The sequence below is a fragment of the Chamaesiphon sp. OTE_8_metabat_110 genome, from assembly GCF_031382685.1.
Classification (GTDB): Bacteria; Cyanobacteriota; Cyanobacteriia; order Cyanobacteriales; family Chamaesiphonaceae; genus Chamaesiphon.
Map to the genome: position 1 here is coordinate 1 of NZ_JANMZA010000092.1, position 16,291 is coordinate 16,291.

The window sequence follows — 16,291 nt, forward strand, 5'->3', positions numbered from 1 at the left end:
CAGGAAGCCAGCTTTGACATAAGCAGCCGGATCTACTCCAGGCGGAACTCGATCGCGCAATAATGCAATTAGGTTAGCCTCTTCACCCGCTGGTGGATGCTGTAATAGTTCGCAGAGGGCACTGGTTTGTTCGGCATCGAGGGGTAATGGGGGAATTCCCAACGCGGCTCGATCGGCTGTATGCTGGCGATATGCTTCTAACATCTTAAAATAGAGATTCTGTATATAAGTCTTTCTATTTTAATAGGTGGCGGCTACTGGTGAGTGTTTGGGGCGATCGATTTTCCAAGGAGAGACTCGCGGAAAGTCAGAGGATCGAATTGCACATTATCCAATTTGCACTAATCTAATGCGTGTATTTTTGCCAATAGAATACTTGCACGCTCTCTTCCTTTCCAAGACTCGTCTTTTATTGCATCTGTCAATCCCTCAGCTATTAAGCTTTTTTGTGAATTTGAAATATTTTTCCCCAATCGAAGGACGATCTGCTGTAAGCTATCGACAACATCTTCACGAATATTTGCTCGATGCTCTTGTTCATTTTTCAAGATGCTCAACAAAGGTTCGATCGCATTTTGTTGACCGACAGCACCTAAAGCTTTGACAACAATACTTCGGCGTACATAGCTACGAAAATCGAGACAATCTACTAATGCAGCAGTAACAGCAATTAATCCTTCATCTAAAGATGATGAAGTTGGAGTTCTAATTAAAGACTGTACTGTATTTATCCGAACACGGATATCTTTATGTTGTAATCCCTTAATGGCTAAGTCGATCGCAGTACTAAAGTTCTCTTTAGTTTCTATTCTGGAAATAACTGTACCGAAAAAGTTGTAACGACTAGCATCATTGCGAACTTTACGATTAGAGTGTTCCATTGCCGCACTTAACCCAAAGATCGCTATTTTATAATCAACTTGTGGTAATAATCGAGCCATTGCAGAGCGAACATTCTGAAATTGGCTTTGTAAGGATAATCTCAATGTTAATTTGTTGTTGATTCCGTAAATTCCGACTACAGCGTAAAATGCTGATAGTCGGATCTGATGATGTTCTGATTGCAAACTATCAATCAAAGGTTCCATTGCTCGATCGCTACCAATGACACCTAAAGTAGCTGCTGCACCCATTCTCACTGCATGAGACGAATCTTGTATGGCAATAATTAAAGGATCGATCACTTGTTCTAGATTGGCTGCTTGTCTTTGCCCGATAATTCTGAGTGCAAGCGTCACATTCTTTCGTATATTATGTGATGGATCTTGCAAAGCTTTAATTAATACTTCCACCGATTCATCATTACCAATTCTAGCCAGAGATCGAATTGCTTTGATTCTAATCCAACAGTTCTCAGATTGTGCTGCTAGGATCAGAGGATAGATCGCTTGTTTTTCACCAATTTTACCTAATATTTCAGCAGATCTACCACGCGCGCGATAAAAACCATTTTGTAAAATATCGATCAATAATTCTATTTGTCTTTTGCTAGTATCGCTAGTCAATACACCCGCAATACGATCGCATAAGTCTGGATCGTGACTATTGAAAGAATCGAACAAACTTTGAATAGAGCGTTCGCTATTAATTTTACCCAATCCATTAATAGCACCCTGCCGTATATATAGATCTCCCTCTCTTAACTGAGACTCTAATACTTCGATAGCACGTTCATTCCCTATTTTTCCTAATGCTTCTGCTGCATCTTTTCTAACCTGGGGATGTTCATCTGCTAAAGCTTGTATCAAAGGTTCTACAGATAGATCGCTGCCTAAATCGCCTAACGCTGCGGCTGCACAAAATCGAATCATTGGCTCTGAATCTACCAACATTTGGATTAATGGTTCGATTGCCTGAATGCTACCTAGTTTACCCAATGCTTGCGCGGCACTCGTTCTTACCCCCCAATAATATCGATCTTCTAGTGCAATCAACAATGGCTCGATCGCTCGATCGTCTTTCAATAATCCTAATGCTTCTGCTGCACAACCACGTACATACTCATGCTTATCCTGCAAGGCTACGAGTAAAGTATCAACAGTATCTCGATCTCCAATTTTGCCTAATGCTGTAGCTGCCTTCATTCTCATCGAAAAATCAGGGTGTTCCTGTAAATTCTTAATCAACAAGGGAATAGCAGAATTGCTGCCAAGATCTCCTAGTGCGTTCGCAGTCATTTCTCTAACATGAACATTAGGATTTTCTAAATCTTTAATTAAAGCAGCCTCTGCCAAAACTGCTACGCTTCCTAGCTCTTTCTGACTAGCAATTACTTTTAATGCTTGTATCGCTCGATAATCGAAAATACCGCTTAACTCTGGAATAACTAACTCGGAATTTGTTGCAGCTAAAAAATTTATTTTGCTATGAAGTCCGTAAGACTGTCCCTGTGTAAATAGATCAATTAGTTCTCTCAATCGCCCTACTGTTTCCGATTGAAATTGAGATTGTGCAGCACCTGCTAGTCTAGAGGCTAGTTTCTTATTAACTTCCCACGTCAATTCGATGATGCGGATTGCTCGATCTTTATTCTCCACCAGCGGCATCATCGCCAGTAATAGATCGTTATATCGCGGTTGGCTCAAATATTTGGCAATCGAGTCACGATCCGACAAATTATTCAATTGATGTAACAATTCTCGATCGGTAATCTGGATATCTTCGTTAAAATCGTTCATCTGCCACTTGCGGTACAATGATAAATCAATGATAAATTTTCGTCGGCTCTTCGCGATCTTGTTATCTTGCTAGAAAAACCGATCTGATGACTCATCAAGCTAAAATGAGGGGGTTCGATCGATTCGTAGATTAACCTTGTCCCTGTTCTAATGCTTTACCTAAACGTTGTTTACGTTGGGTTAATATTTCTCGATCGAGTTTGGCAATAACTTCTTCTAGTTCAATACCTGCCAACTCCATTTCCTGACAATTTCGATGCGCTCTAGCTAAAGTCTGCTTAATTTTTTCTGGATCTGGGATAGTAGGAATAGAACTCATTTTAACCTCCAATCTAGTTTAATTTCCTCTAGACTCCGCTCTAACGCAGGAATGCGATTCTCGATATTGGCGATAGCGTCATTCATCAATTTTAGCAGATCGTTAGAAATACTGGGTTGTACTTCTGCAATCCGCAAGTGAAGGGTTGAAAGTTGCGAAAGCTTGGTTCTGGCTTGTTCGGCTATTTCAGTCAGTTGTTCTAGCGTTGAGATTGTCTCCTGATTTTCACCAATACTGTCCAGAATGATGAACTCTAACGATCTTGCTTCATCGATAAGATCTAATAGTTGTTCTTTCTGTTGGCTTAAAGTTGCTCGGATTTCTGGAGATAGCTTTGCCATAATAATTTACAAAAATGTCCCTGAGCTATCTTAACTCGATCTGATAACTCCCCGTATTCATTAATCTGGATTAATTTGTTAGTAAACGACGCAGTTTAACCATGAAAAAGCCATCCATCTGTTGACGATGCGGCCAAACTTTAATCCAGCCAGACTCGCTCGCTAAATTTGCTAAAGGAGAATCAGCAGGTGGTGGTTCGATTTGCCAATCTGGATGAGTTTTTAAAAACGGCAGAACGATCTCCTCATTTTCGATCGAGCAGACGGTACAAGTCGCATATACTAGCACGCCACCAGGTTTGACCCAAGTTGCAGTATTTGCCAGTAGCTTGGCTTGTAATTGGGCTAGCTCCTGGATTTGTGCTGGTGTCTTTTGCCATCTAGCATCAGCGCGACGGTGGAGTGTACCCAGTCCTGAGCATGGTGCATCTAATAATACTCGATCGGCTGTATCAGTCAGTTCGTTAAAATCACAGCTATCGCCAGTTAAAATTTTGATAGTAGTTAGTTGCAGTCGATCGAGATTTTGCTGAAGTCTCTTGAGTCGCGAGGCTGTTTTATCTAGTGCTAAAACCTGTCCGGTATTACCCATCAATTCAGCGATGTGCGTAGTCTTGCCGCCCGGTGCCGCGCAAGCATCGATAATGACCTCATGTGGCTGGGGATCTAATAAATGTGTTACGAGTTGAGCGCTACTGTCTTGAATCGTCCACCAGCCTGCCTGATAGCCAGGTAATTGACTGATTGCACCCACACTACCAACAAATCTCAATCCTTGTGGTGTATAGAGAATAGGGATTGCTATAACGCCAGCAGTCTCAAAAATCTCAATTAATTTATGGCGTTGTTGTTCCAGTTTTGCGATGTTTGAGGTGTCCGTGGCTAATTCTAGCTCTATTTTAAGCGGATTTAGGCGCACATCAATACTGGGAGTTTGATTGAAAGCTTGACATAATTGTTCGGTTTCAATCGCTCCCAATTCGGCAATCCATTGCGAGATCGTCCAGTCTGGAAAACTATATAAAGTTCCCAAACGAGCGAGCGGATCTTCAGGTAAATCCAGGACTTCTTCACACTCATTTTGAAGGCGAATATACTGCCGTAAAATACCATTGACAACGCCAGCTAATCCAGCTAAATCGTTAGTTTTAGCTAAGTCTACCGTGGTATTGACAGCCGCAGAATCGGGAATTCGATCGAGATATCTAAGCTGATATAGTCCCAGTCGTAATAGTTGTCTGAGATTGGGTGGTTGACGCGTCGCAGGTTGTTTGGCTAATCGATCGATAATCGCATCCAGGGTGCGTTTGCGGCGGACGATCCCATTAACTAATTCGGTAAATAAATTGCGATCGACTGCGGCTAATTCAAATTTACTTAATAGTCGCTCGACGACTACATCGGTATAGCTACCAGTCTCGATATCTTTGAGCGCAAACAATACTAGCTGACGAGCATCCATGAGTAATTGATAATTGATAATTAATAATTAAATATCCTCTAGGATCGTCTTGAAAAAGTCGAGATACTTTAGCAATAGCAACTCGATTCAATTCGTAGAGTGGATTATCGATCGAGTGTAATGCAACGATGATAATCGCGGGGTAATATTGGCTTAGAATCTAGGTGTGATGCCATCCCAGTTAAAGTCACTGAGCCTAAAACCGATCGATCCTAGTTGAAGTGTGGGATTATAGCGAACGATGATATTATAGGTACGGCGACTGTATTCTACATAATAATCCGTGCTAATTTGCTGTCCAGAATCGAGATTGAGTGAGGATTGAATTCCCAATCGGAAGGGTCCGCTAATTTGTTGATTGATTCCCGCCGATAAGATCCGATTGTCTACGAGTCGATCGAATAGAAATGGTGATTCTTGAGAGCGAAATTGTTGAAAGTAGTTCAAATTAAATCCAGTATAATCAAAAGATTGTTTGGAAAAGTTGCCAAACTGTCCTTGAATGCCGACATTATAGCCAATGGCTGATTGATTTTCACCATTACTATAATTACTATTTACTGCCCTAATTCCGGTATTAAGTTGGAGATAAGGTACGACTGGCACCGGACTATAGTTATAAGTTTCTTTTTCGTTTGGCGGTAAACTTTTTCCCTCCCACAGTCGAAAACTTTTATTGAGATTTGCGGATGCTTGATAGCGATTGAGGGTAATCAAATTATTCGATCGAGTCGGACTGAGAAGATTTTGCCGATCGGTATTGGCATTAATCATTTGTGCGCCCAGTTGATAGTCGAGATTGACACCAGTATTGCCAATCGGAATAACTGAAGAAGCTAATACCGCTCCCAAGCTCGACTGGACATCTTGATACCCTAGCGAACTATTAAAAACTTGTTGGCGATAGACAGCTTCACCCGTCAATAGATGAGGATACCCGACTAAACTCAGATTTTGTTTGACGCTGACTTGGCCGCGAAAATTGTCGCTAATTTTATCGAAATTGAATCCAGTTAAGGCGGCTGAAGCTTGGAGGGTAGTATCAGGGCCAAAATTACCTTCGATACTTGTTTTCACACCAAATGCCGAACTGTCAATCGGGTTTAATTTAGTAACTGCACGCTGAAGATAATATTGGGGGGTAACAGTGAGTTTAAAGCGCGGATCGAAAATCGGATAAAAATTGTTTTCGACATAGACACCGCCGCGCTCTTGACCGTCAAATCCGATGTTAAAAGGATTAGGGCTTTTGCCAACTTTATTTAAGACTAATCGGTCTCTAAATAGCGGTGAAATGGGAACATCAAAATTATTTTCGACAGTCAGACGCGCATTACTAGTTGTAATTTCATCTTCCTCACTACTGACAATTCTAAACTGTGCGCGATCGGCTTTGACTTGGAGTTCTGGTGGTGAAAAAGGGTCGTTAGTCAGGCGGATTTTTTCAGCCGTGACGCGATCGCCTACGAAGTCAATTTTATCAGCTTGAAAGCGCAATCGCGTAATTGTCCCGCCCCGGGGTTTGAGTGTGGGCTGATATTCAATATCGCGATCGCTGCTATTAATCCCCGTAGTACCGATATTCTGAATATTAGTGACTGGTTGGTCGTTACGCAGGCGATCGCTCAATAGCGGTTCGACAAAGGTCTTTTCACCAGCAGGCGGCGCTACTGTCGTTCTGGCGATGCCATTGAGATCGCTAACTAATGTCGGCTGGTAGATATCGCCGCGTGCTTCGACAACACTTCCGCGATCTTCCTCAAAATTGTATTCAAACTGAGTTCCGTAGAGGATTTGCTTGCCGCGCAGCAGCGAGACATTCCCTTCAGCGACAGCAATTTTGGTTTTGAGATTGACGCGCAAGCGATCGGACTGCAAGATCGCTTGATTGAATCTGACAACTACTTTGCCATTGGCCGTAATTATCTGCGTATTATTATCAAATTCTTGCTGTGAGGCATTGAGTTCGATCGTCCCTTTGGGTGCAGCAATATTCGTCGTCGGCGGGGCTTGAGGGCCATTTTGGACGATCGTATATTTCAGCGGTGCCGAGCTGCTGATGGGAGCTAAATTTGCGGTGGGTGCTGGCACCTCGCCAGCAAATACGGGATGCAGAGAAATGTCGATCGCGTAGTAGGACAAGAGTAATAAATACCCCGCGAGTTGCCACTTTCGCCGAGCCACGTACCGATCTGACTGTTTCCCCACGCTGACGCTCTCCATCGCTAACTATCGATCCGAACTATATCTATTCAGACAGATCGCGGTTGTTTGGGTTCCGGGAAGGATCGTTAGATAAGAATCCAAAGATAAACACGAGTAGAAACAATGCTACTACAATGTTAACTACAATTTTTAAAGTTGCCATCGATCGAGTATCTCCGAAGGTTTACATTACACTAATCCTTATCATAACTGATTCGCCAAAGTTTGACTTTTGATACCGAATCCCGTTAGTCAAACCTGCGAAGCGGATTTAGTTTGAGTAGCGCTCTCCATTACCAAGGCTGGGAAATAATGCTCTCAACAAACAGCCCCAGCTTCGAGTGAAGCCAGGGCTTTTTTGTTAATCAGTCTAATTTGCGAGCCAAAGATAATACAGCGCTTTGGATAAATAACGATTGGTGAGCTGGGTGACAGACTGTTCTAAACCACAATCGCTGGCTGCTACCTGACACGACGCATTAGCGATCTCCGTCGTGTCAGTTACTTTTTTTGGGCAGAACCGCCGCTTCGCGCGATGGCTACTTGCAATGTTTGAATGGCTTTGGCGTACTGCGGATCGGCAGCAGTTGCTACTTTAGCGCGATCTTTAACCAAGGCTTGAATTTGAGTTTTGGACAACTTGGCTTCCACATCTGGTTTAATCCCAGCGTGGTTGATATCTCTACCGCTAGGGGTGAAGTACTTGGCGATCGTCACAGCCATCCCCGCACCTTCAGAGAGCGGACGCACCGATTGAACCAAGCCTTTCCCAAACGTTTTGACGCCGACTAGTTGAGCGCGTTTGTTATCCTGAAGGGCACCCGCGAGGATTTCACTCGCACTGGCGGAGCCACCATCAACGAGGACGACTAAGGGCTTTTTGGTAATGGCAGTCTTGTTAGCAGAACTCACATCGCCAGTACCTTGGCGGTTGACTGTCGAGACAATTTTGCCATCATCCATCCACATCCGGGCGATATCGATCGCGCCGTAGAGCAAGCCACCGGGATTCGATCTTAAGTCGAGGACATAGCCTGTGGCACCTTGGCTTTCGAGTTTCTGGATGGCTGCGGACATCTCTGTCGCGGCATTAGCACTAAACTGTTTGAGACGAATGTAGCCGATCCCGCCGAGTTCTTTGGGTCGGTATTTAGCTTCGACGGGGTGAATCTCGATTTGTTGGCGTAACAAATTGAATTCGAGAACTTGCCGATTGTCGCGTTGAATGGTGAGTTTGACGCTGGTGCCTTCTTTCCCGCGAATCAGTTGCACGGCTTGATTGACATCCATCCCTTTGGTACTCTTACCATCGATTTTGGTAATAATATCTTTGGAAATAATTCCGGCTTTAGAAGCTGAAGTATCTTCGATCGGGGCGATTACTTCGAGTTTCTTGGTTTTCTCGTTTTGACTCAGTTGAATCCCGACACCAATTAATTGACCGGAAGTATCTACTTGCAGATCCCGAAACTCTCTAGGATCCATGAACCGAGTGTAAGGGTCGTTGAGATTTTTGAGCATCGCTCGGACAGACTTATACACCTCTTCCTTGGTCTTATAATTCTTGTTGAGGTACTGCTTGCGGATTGCCCGCCAGTCTTTTTGATTGAAGCTACCATCGACATACTGTTTATCGACTACCTGCCACACTTCATCGATTAATTCCTTGGGACTATTCTTGAAGAAGGCGACACCTTTGGGCAGATGAAGTCCCGCACCAGTAACTGCGACTGCGGTGAGGACGAATGCTGTAGCACCAATAACTAACCCGTGTTTTTCGATCTTCATGATTTACGTCTGGAATTAGCAGTAAAGGAAAAGTGGATGCGCTCGGCTGCTGCTTAACTTAGCATAATTGACAGATAAAGCAGGTGCGGTGACTCGGTTCACATTTATTAAATCTTAGCATATGGGGGAGATGGCAGATGGCAGATGGCAGATGGCAGAGGGTAGGGGGTAGGCGAAACCCAGCCACCCGTTCTAGTTTCTTTGATTCATTAAGCGACGCTTAGCTCTGCTGGAGGCAAGTGCAATCTGTAGCTAGTGGCGTTTGACATTGGCTCAGTCGCTCCCATCTTCTGGCAACCATTCCCTCTCCCATCTCCCATCTACCCTCTACCCTCTACTCCGGTTCAACCCAACGATCGTCGGCCTTAATTAGGGCGATTAATTCGGCGACCCCATCGGCTTCAGGCACGCGTTTAATTTCATCGCGACCGCGATAGAGGGAGATATAGCCGGGTGTTTTGCCGACGTACCCATAATCGGCATCTGCCATTTCACCAGGGCCATTGACAATACATCCCATGACGGCGATGTCTAAACCTGTCAGATGATTGGTAGCCGCGCGTACTTGGTGGAGAACTTCTTCGAGATTAAACAGCGTCCGACCGCAAGAGGGACAAGCGACGTACTCGACCATTGTCTTGCGGAAGCCTAATGCTTGGAGAATACTATAACAAACGGGTATTTCCTTTTCTGGTGCTTCTGTCAGCGATACCCGCAATGTGTCGCCGATACCCTCAGCAAGCAGTGTCCCAATCCCAGCAGTGGACTTGATCCGTCCGTACTCGCCATCACCAGCTTCAGTCACTCCCAAGTGAATTGGATAATCCATCCCGGCGGCATCCATCCGTTGGGCGAGCAGGCGGTAAGCGGCGAGCATTACTGGGACGCGAGAAGCTTTCATCGAGATCACCAGATTGTGAAAGTCGAAAGATTGACAAATGCGGATACATTCTAGCGCCGACTCGACCATTCCTTCGGGAGTATCGCCATAGGTAAATAGCATCCGTTCGGCAAGCGAACCATGATTGACACCGATCCGCATCGCTTTATTTTGGTCTCTGAGCGAGATCACCAACGGTTCGAGCATGTCGCGGATCTGGTCGCCGATTTCGGCAAATTCAGCGGGGGTATATTCGGTGCGATCTGGTTTGGGCTTTTCAAACACGTACAAGCCGGGATTGATTCGCACTTTATCGACATGCTTGGCGACTTCTAGAGCGATTTTCATCCCATTGTGATGCACGTCGGCGACCAGGGGCACGACTTGATATGTATCGATTAGTTTTTGCTTGATGTCGGCAAGCGCTCTGGCATGTGCCATGCTGGGCACGGTCACGCGGACGATTTCACAGCCGATCTCGTGGAGACGGCGGATGCCAGCAACAGCACCCTCGATATCGAGAGTATCTTCATTGATCATCGACTGGACGACAACGGGATGATTGCTGCCAATGTTGATGCTGCCAACGGCTACAGAACGAGTCTGACGGCGATGAATGGTGGTATCCGTACCTAAATTACTATAAGCGGACTGGGTGGGTGCTGGCAGGGTCTGCATATACAAACAATGGTGGGGATGTGGCGACGATTGTCTCACCTTCAGCTTGCCACAAGATGAGCATTTGGTGTGGTTTATTTAGTTTACTAAATCGATAAGTGGCAACTGAGTAGTGTAGTATGGCTAATGATTGTCGATCTCCCGATTGGCACATCACTGGCACGATCTCCAACAGATCGCGATGGAGCCTGTTAAAATGGGATAAAATCGCCCAAGCAGTCCTTTTGGTCGCCACATGGCGATTTGAGACTAAAAACTGTAAGATCGGCTCAAGCACACCACACTCTCGACCCCCGAACTTCCTGCCCAGTTATTGCTTGTAACCTGCAATCATGTCTAATCAGCGTAGCTATTATCGACCCAGATTTTCGCGTGAAATACAATTGGGTTTGGTAGTTTATGGCGGCGTATCCCTGGCAATCTACACTCATGGTGTTTGCCAAGAGTTCTACCATGCCGTGCGCGGTCGCGGCATCTATAAATTAGTCAAAGCGTTGACAGATGCCGATTTAGTGGTGGATGCGATCTCCGGCAGTTCGGCAGGTGGCATCAATGGCATTTTACTCGGCTATGCGATCGCCAATAGTAACGATCGCGAGACAATCGACTTTAGTGCCTTTGCCAAAATTTGGCGCAACAGTGGCGAACTACTCAAATTACTCCAAAAGCCTAATCCGTTTAAATCTCCATCTGGAGCGGCTAATGCCGCCAGCGAGAGCTTTTATCAGCGCGGATTGCTCGCGACACTCATTAAGGGCATCGAGTACAAGCTACCGAGATCGCCACAAGAATGGTTTTCGAGTACCAAAGAATTAGATCTCGCGATCGCAGGCACTGATTATCTCGGTAGAGTAGACCGAACGCTGGATGAAAACGCGCTCAACCTCAAAGCCAAAAATCACCGGACGATGTTTCGGTTAAAACATCGTCAAGGTCGGAAAGAACCATTCAATCCATACTTTAAAGATCCAGAATTACCGCGATCGCCTACCGATACATTTCAAGCCCTAGTAAAATTGTGTCAGATTACGGCGGGAACGCCAATTATTTTTCCCCTAGTAGAGGTGGATTTACAAGATCGCCGCAATTTAGTCGATCGACAGTTAGTGACTTGGGGTAAACTCTCAAAGTATTATTCGCCAGTGCCGCTAGAGCGAGGGGATAAATTATATTTTCTCGACGGTGGCTTGCTGGACAATACGCCCCTAACTTGCCTGATGAAGGAGGCATACTACCGCTTGCCCAGCCGTGCGGGTCAACGGAAATTATTTTATGTCGATCCCAATCCCGAACAGCTCAACGAGCGGATGCAGGTGGGTAAAAAGCAACAATCGCGCACGGGGAAAATCCTTCAAGCCGCAGCTTTATCAATTCCAATTCATCAGAGCATTACCAACGATCTGCGCACGATTCACGAACACAATCATAAGGTACGACGCTATCAAACTTTAATCGATCGCGCCGAATTAGATGTCGATTCTCAGCAGTTAATCGAAAGTAGCGATCGCACGCAATCGCAAATTTACTTGCGGGGTAGATTATTTGATTTTCGCGATCGCAATTTACCGCTTCTACTTCATGCGGATCTGGGATCTCAAAATACTCAATATTCAGTCGTACTCGATAAGATCGATCGGATTTTGACGAGCAAATTTACCAACCACCAAGATCGCACTCATCATTACAAGTTGCTCGAACGATTTGAATCACAAATTGTCGATTTGGATGTCGAGTATAGCTTGCGTCAGCACTTTTATCTAATCGAACGAATTGGCGATATTATTGCCTTGAATCCGCCGGATGCCGATCGAGAAAAGCTCCGATATCTAGCAGATCGATTGAGCTGCAATATTAGATTATTAGAAGTAATTAGAGCAAGCATCGAACTGCTGTTAAACGACCGTTCCGTTAGTAATTATTTTTATTACTTAATCAATCAAGAAGGCAACGATCGCCGCCTACGCGCGCTAGTCTACGAACTAATCTTTCGCCTGCATCGATTCCTACTCAATGGTCATAAATTTCAAACGTTTATTCCTGCTGACGCTTCTGGATCGAGTTTTGAGACGATTGCAGTTTATTTTTGGCTGGATTTACCAGAATTAGCTGCCAAAACCGATGGAAATCGCTGGTTGTCTCAGACGCAAATTTCGAGTGTCTTTGCTCAATTAAAACAACGAATTGCTGAATTAGGACAAAGTACCAATCTTCATCCCTTAATTTGGGCAGATCGCGAATTAGAGTTTGATAACGATCGCAATCAAAGCTTTCCCAGTATCTTGCGACAGATTTCGATCGCCGCCGAAGTCACGATCGAGAAATTCGGCGATCGCTACAGCGAACGACTGCTGAAAAAATGGCATACATTTGAGTTTGTCGATCGAGAATTATACCCGTTTGAATACCTGACTAGTTTGCATGAAAAATCAATAATCAATCCAATTTGTATCAGTCCAGACAATGCCCAGTTAGGCATCGGTAGTGGCAAAAATACTCAAGAAAAGATCTGCGGTGATAAACTCTATAATATCGGTGGCTTCTTTAAAAAATCCTGGCGATCTAACGATTTGCTGTGGGGACGCTTGGATGGACTCAATCGAATCTTAGAAGGAATTATCACTCCCACATCGGTAACTGCTTTTGCGACGTTCGTACAGCGAGAATCGACCAGAACAAACTGCACCTCAGCTCAATATTTAGACTGGTTGATCTCCGAATCACTCCCACATATATCTGGCAACGAACGGCAAAAGATTGGCAAGCATTTAGAAACTTTAGCACAACCTGGATTGCAGATCGATCGGGCCGAGCTTCAGAAAATTCTAGCAGACTTAGTTTTAGCTGGGCAACATGATATATTATCCAGCGATGTCCACTCAGCAATTGAGGGTATGGACGAGCAAGGTTGGTGGCGGGGAACAGGTGACGAAAGTTGGCTGCTCAATAAACTCGAACTCGATGCTGCTAGCACTGTACCCACATCCAACCCAAATACTATCGTCCGAATTATCCATCAATCCCTCACCAATTTAACTACCCAGCAGCAGCATTTCTTTCGCCATCAATATCGAATTGGCGTCGATAAACTTTGGGAAAATATGCCGTTAGTGACATTGATTAGTCTGTGTACTAATATCGTCTTAATTCTGCGAACTTTATTAGTGAGACTATTTAGAACATCTGCTCGCACTCAAACAATTCGCCATCCCCTTTATCATTGGCTCGATGGTAGTCTGCAATCGATTTATTGGTGGCTGCAAGGCGGTAGTATCAAACTTGGCGCAGCGCACAGACGACCCCGGATTATTTTATTACAACTTTTGGGTGTGACTACCGCCATCGGTGGGATCGTCCTCGCGATTCTATTATCGCCACTCTGGTTATTATTATCGCTTCCGAGTGCGATCGTCTGTTGGTTTTTACAAACCATGCGCCTCAAACGCTTGACTGGTGGTAGAAATAATTCATTTCTACCACAATCGCGGGAGAGTTAAATTAATTGATAATCGAGCATTTACAGCCAACAAAGCCGAGATTATTTGAGATCTAGTAAACCTTGCTCTTTGAGCTTGGGATTGAAGCGAATTTCAGCTTGGACGCCGCGCTCTTGAAGCTTAGCTAAAATCGTGTCCTCAACGCGTCTAGCGACTTGCTTGAGCAGCTTGATTTGAGCCAAACCATCCAAGTCGCCAAAGCTGTCACTTTCGGCGGCGGTCATGGCATGATGGGTAGAGATCGGATCTAACCATTGAGAATTTGCCTCACCGTTGCCAATTGGAATGCTGCCATTTTCTGCAATCCAACTAGCCTGGACACTTTCGAGAAATGTCCGATTTGGTCGATCGATCGTGGTTGCTTTTACCCAATAACAAAGTTCTGGCTGTCTGACTAAATGCTGTTTGAGACTCAGGTAAATATCTCGCGAATAGCCGACAAATTGCAAGTCTTGAGATCGATCGAAGATCGCATAAATACCAATCTGATTTTGAAGAATTTCGGGTAATTCGCCAACATCATTTATATACGGTAAAAATCCCAAGCTTTCTAAACTTGGAATATCGGTAGTCGCTGACATAACTTATAACTTGTAGATGTAAAATATTATTAGTGCTTCATGACTCGATTAGCACTGTAGTCCGATCGAATCCCGTAGACATCAAGCTTATTAATTAACTTTTTTGATAAATTGCACACAGCCGACTCGGATGAAAAATTTTCGCGGCGAACATAAAGTTAGGCGGAACATTAATAATCAAATGATCTGGAGATTGATAGTATTGTTCGGTTTCGGCGGGCATTCCTTTGGGTGTACCGGGGCTGTAAGGTACAGGCTGAAATATTATTTCAAGAAAGGTGACATGTTGACAACTTGCCTGCTCGGCAACTTGTTGTAAAAATTTTTCGCCTCTTAGTAACTCAAACAAAAGCGCTTGTACTTGAGGATCGAGGGCGAAACTTCCATCAAAATTTTCAATCACTTTTATTTTCATAAGCAAATCAATTAAGTTTTTGTGTATTCTAAAATGTAAATATCGGGCAATAAGCCACATCTAATTTAGATATTAGAATGTAGGGTGGGCAATGCCCACCAGCAAAGATGATTGCTTTTATAACTGCATTTAATCTTTTATTTGTAGATATCGATCGCGATCGACTAATTTTTAATGTCTAAACATAAGTGGTGGGCAGTGCCCACCGTAATATAAATTATTGTTTCAACTGACAGCCAATATTAAACAGTCATAATGTCTTTTTCTTTTTCGGCTAATACTTGTTCGACTTTGGCTCCATACTTATCAGTTAGCTTTTGAATTTTATCTTGGAGATCTTTTGATTCATCTTCAGATATTTCGCTAGCTTTCTCTTGCTTTTTGACATAATCGATCGCATCGCGCCGGATATTGCGGACGGAGATTTTGCCTTCTTCGGCGTACTTACCCGCTTGCTTGACAAATTCCTTCCGACGTTCGCCAGTCAGTGGCGGAATATTCAGGCGGATTGTCGAACCATCGTTGTTGGGAGTCAAGCCGATATCTGAAAGCGAAATCGCTTTTTCGATCGTACTCATACTACTGCGATCGAATGGTTGGATCGTAATCGTCGTCGAATCGGGTGTACCGATATTTGCCAGCGACTTTAGGGGTGTTGGCGTACCATAATAATCGATCGTCACTCGATCGAGCAAACTCGTACTCGCGCGTCCAGTCCGAATCGTATTAAACGAGCGGCTGACTGACTCAACCGCCTTCTGCATATGACCTTCGACATCAGCAAATTTCACAAGAACCTCCTACAAATGTACCGATTGTTTCACCCGCTACCACCCGCTGAATATTGCCCCGTTCAAATAAATTGAACACGATAATGGGAATATTATTTTCCCGACACATGGCAATTGCCGTAGTATCCATCACCCGCAAGTCTCGATCGAGAACGTGCTTAAAAGTCAAACTTTTAAATCGCTTGGCATCTGGATTGACATGCGGATCGGAGTCATAGACACCATCAACTTTAGTAGCCTTAAAAATCACATTAGCATCGATCTCGGCAGCGCGCAGGGCAGCAGCAGTATCGGTGGTAAAGAACGGATTCCCCGAACCCGCGCCAAAGACCACTACCCGACCTTTCTCGAGGTGGCGGATCGCACGGCGACGGATATAGGGTTCGGCAACTTCCTGCATGGCAATAGCGGTTTGTACCCTGGTAGGTACTCCTTTTTGTTCTAGCGCATCTTGGAGCGTAATGGCATTCATCACCGTGGCAATCATCCCCACATAGTCCGCCGTCGCGCGATCCATGCCTTTGGCTGAAGCTTTGACACCACGAAAAATATTGCCTCCACCAACAACGATCGCGACTTGAACGCCAGTGGCGACGACTTCGGATACTTCTTGGGCGATGGCTTGGACGATCGTCGGATCGATACCATAGCCAAGATCG

The 16,291-nt window shown here is 44.6% G+C and carries 15 protein-coding genes; 1 reads left to right on the top strand and 14 read right to left on the bottom strand.

Annotated elements, in window-relative coordinates:
- The 10 genes from RMO52_RS03355 to RMO52_RS03400 form a co-directional block, all read right to left on the bottom strand.
- Window positions 1-204, bottom strand: a 204-nt coding sequence (locus RMO52_RS03355) for a hypothetical protein (RefSeq protein ID WP_310410818.1), incomplete at its 3' end; no start/stop codon positions are given.
- Window positions 205-341: 137 nt separating this feature from the next.
- The gene (locus RMO52_RS03360) at window positions 342-2,678 is read right to left on the bottom strand and encodes a HEAT repeat domain-containing protein (RefSeq protein WP_309745092.1); all 2,337 of its coding nucleotides are present in this window, start codon (window positions 2,676-2,678) and stop codon (window positions 342-344) included.
- A 130-nt stretch (window positions 2,679-2,808) separates the two neighbouring features.
- Entirely contained in the window at window positions 2,809-2,997 is a 189-nt protein-coding gene (locus RMO52_RS03365) for a hypothetical protein (RefSeq protein ID WP_309745090.1), read from the bottom strand.
- Entirely contained in the window at window positions 2,994-3,338 is a 345-nt protein-coding gene (locus RMO52_RS03370) for a hypothetical protein (RefSeq protein WP_309745088.1), read from the bottom strand. The genes RMO52_RS03365 and RMO52_RS03370 overlap by 4 nt, the downstream gene beginning before the upstream one ends.
- A 70-nt stretch (window positions 3,339-3,408) precedes the next feature.
- Window positions 3,409-4,800, bottom strand: a complete 1,392-nt coding sequence (locus RMO52_RS03375) for a 16S rRNA (cytosine(967)-C(5))-methyltransferase (protein ID WP_309745086.1) — start codon at window positions 4,798-4,800, stop codon at window positions 3,409-3,411.
- A gap of 153 nt (window positions 4,801-4,953) precedes the next feature.
- A complete protein-coding gene (locus RMO52_RS03380) occupies window positions 4,954-7,023 on the bottom strand; it encodes a DUF3769 domain-containing protein (protein WP_310410824.1) in 2,070 nt (689 codons plus the stop codon).
- 25 nt (window positions 7,024-7,048) lie between these two features.
- Complete coding sequence (locus tag RMO52_RS03385) at window positions 7,049-7,168, bottom strand: photosystem II reaction center protein I (protein WP_309745082.1); 120 nt, start codon at window positions 7,166-7,168, stop codon at window positions 7,049-7,051.
- Window positions 7,169-7,506: 338 nt separating this feature from the next.
- Window positions 7,507-8,793, bottom strand: coding sequence for a carboxyl-terminal processing protease CtpC (ctpC, locus tag RMO52_RS03390; RefSeq protein ID WP_309745080.1), 1,287 nt, complete (start codon window positions 8,791-8,793; stop codon window positions 7,507-7,509).
- Window positions 8,794-9,127: 334 nt separating this feature from the next.
- Entirely contained in the window at window positions 9,128-10,351 is a 1,224-nt protein-coding gene (ispG, locus tag RMO52_RS03395; RefSeq protein WP_309745078.1) for a (E)-4-hydroxy-3-methylbut-2-enyl-diphosphate synthase, read from the bottom strand.
- Entirely contained in the window at window positions 10,314-10,628 is a 315-nt protein-coding gene (locus tag RMO52_RS03400; protein ID WP_309745076.1) for a hypothetical protein, read from the bottom strand. Before RMO52_RS03400 ends, ispG begins: the two co-directional genes overlap by 38 nt.
- Before the next feature lie 55 nt (window positions 10,629-10,683).
- Between RMO52_RS03400 and RMO52_RS03405 the strand changes: the two genes are divergently transcribed.
- Window positions 10,684-13,845: a patatin-like protein gene (locus RMO52_RS03405; RefSeq protein WP_310410828.1), complete on the top strand. Its 3,162-nt coding sequence runs from the start codon at window positions 10,684-10,686 to the stop codon at window positions 13,843-13,845.
- Between the two features lie 41 nt (window positions 13,846-13,886).
- On the opposite strand, the gene RMO52_RS03410 is transcribed toward RMO52_RS03405, so the two are convergent.
- The 4 genes from RMO52_RS03410 to pyrH form a co-directional block, all read right to left on the bottom strand.
- Entirely contained in the window at window positions 13,887-14,426 is a 540-nt protein-coding gene (locus tag RMO52_RS03410; RefSeq protein WP_310410831.1) for a GIY-YIG nuclease family protein, read from the bottom strand.
- A 94-nt stretch (window positions 14,427-14,520) separates the two neighbouring features.
- Window positions 14,521-14,841, bottom strand: a complete 321-nt coding sequence (locus RMO52_RS03415) for a hypothetical protein (RefSeq protein ID WP_309745070.1) — start codon at window positions 14,839-14,841, stop codon at window positions 14,521-14,523.
- Between the two features lie 242 nt (window positions 14,842-15,083).
- Window positions 15,084-15,632: a ribosome recycling factor gene (frr, locus tag RMO52_RS03420; RefSeq protein WP_309745068.1), complete on the bottom strand. Its 549-nt coding sequence runs from the start codon at window positions 15,630-15,632 to the stop codon at window positions 15,084-15,086.
- On the bottom strand, window positions 15,619-16,291 hold a 673-nt coding region (gene pyrH, locus RMO52_RS03425; RefSeq protein WP_310410835.1), incomplete at its 5' end, for a UMP kinase. The genes frr and pyrH, both read right to left, overlap by 14 nt.

Excerpts from the sequence above, each read along its gene's own strand:
- RMO52_RS03360 (WP_309745092.1), bottom strand. The coding sequence starts at position 2,678 with ATGAACGATTTTAACGAAGATATCCAGATTACCGATCGAGAATTGTTA.
- RMO52_RS03365 (WP_309745090.1), bottom strand. The coding sequence starts at position 2,997 with ATGAGTTCTATTCCTACTATCCCAGATCCAGAAAAAATTAAGCAGACT.
- RMO52_RS03370 (WP_309745088.1), bottom strand. The coding sequence starts at position 3,338 with ATGGCAAAGCTATCTCCAGAAATCCGAGCAACTTTAAGCCAACAGAAA.
- RMO52_RS03375 (WP_309745086.1), bottom strand. The coding sequence starts at position 4,800 with ATGGATGCTCGTCAGCTAGTATTGTTTGCGCTCAAAGATATCGAGACT.
- RMO52_RS03380 (WP_310410824.1), bottom strand. The coding sequence starts at position 7,023 with ATGGAGAGCGTCAGCGTGGGGAAACAGTCAGATCGGTACGTGGCTCGG.
- RMO52_RS03385 (WP_309745082.1), bottom strand. The coding sequence starts at position 7,168 with ATGGCAACTTTAAAAATTGTAGTTAACATTGTAGTAGCATTGTTTCTA.
- ctpC (WP_309745080.1), bottom strand. The coding sequence starts at position 8,793 with ATGAAGATCGAAAAACACGGGTTAGTTATTGGTGCTACAGCATTCGTC.
- ispG (WP_309745078.1), bottom strand. The coding sequence starts at position 10,351 with ATGCAGACCCTGCCAGCACCCACCCAGTCCGCTTATAGTAATTTAGGT.
- RMO52_RS03405 (WP_310410828.1), top strand. The coding sequence starts at position 10,684 with ATGTCTAATCAGCGTAGCTATTATCGACCCAGATTTTCGCGTGAAATA.
- RMO52_RS03410 (WP_310410831.1), bottom strand. The coding sequence starts at position 14,426 with ATGTCAGCGACTACCGATATTCCAAGTTTAGAAAGCTTGGGATTTTTA.
- RMO52_RS03415 (WP_309745070.1), bottom strand. The coding sequence starts at position 14,841 with ATGAAAATAAAAGTGATTGAAAATTTTGATGGAAGTTTCGCCCTCGAT.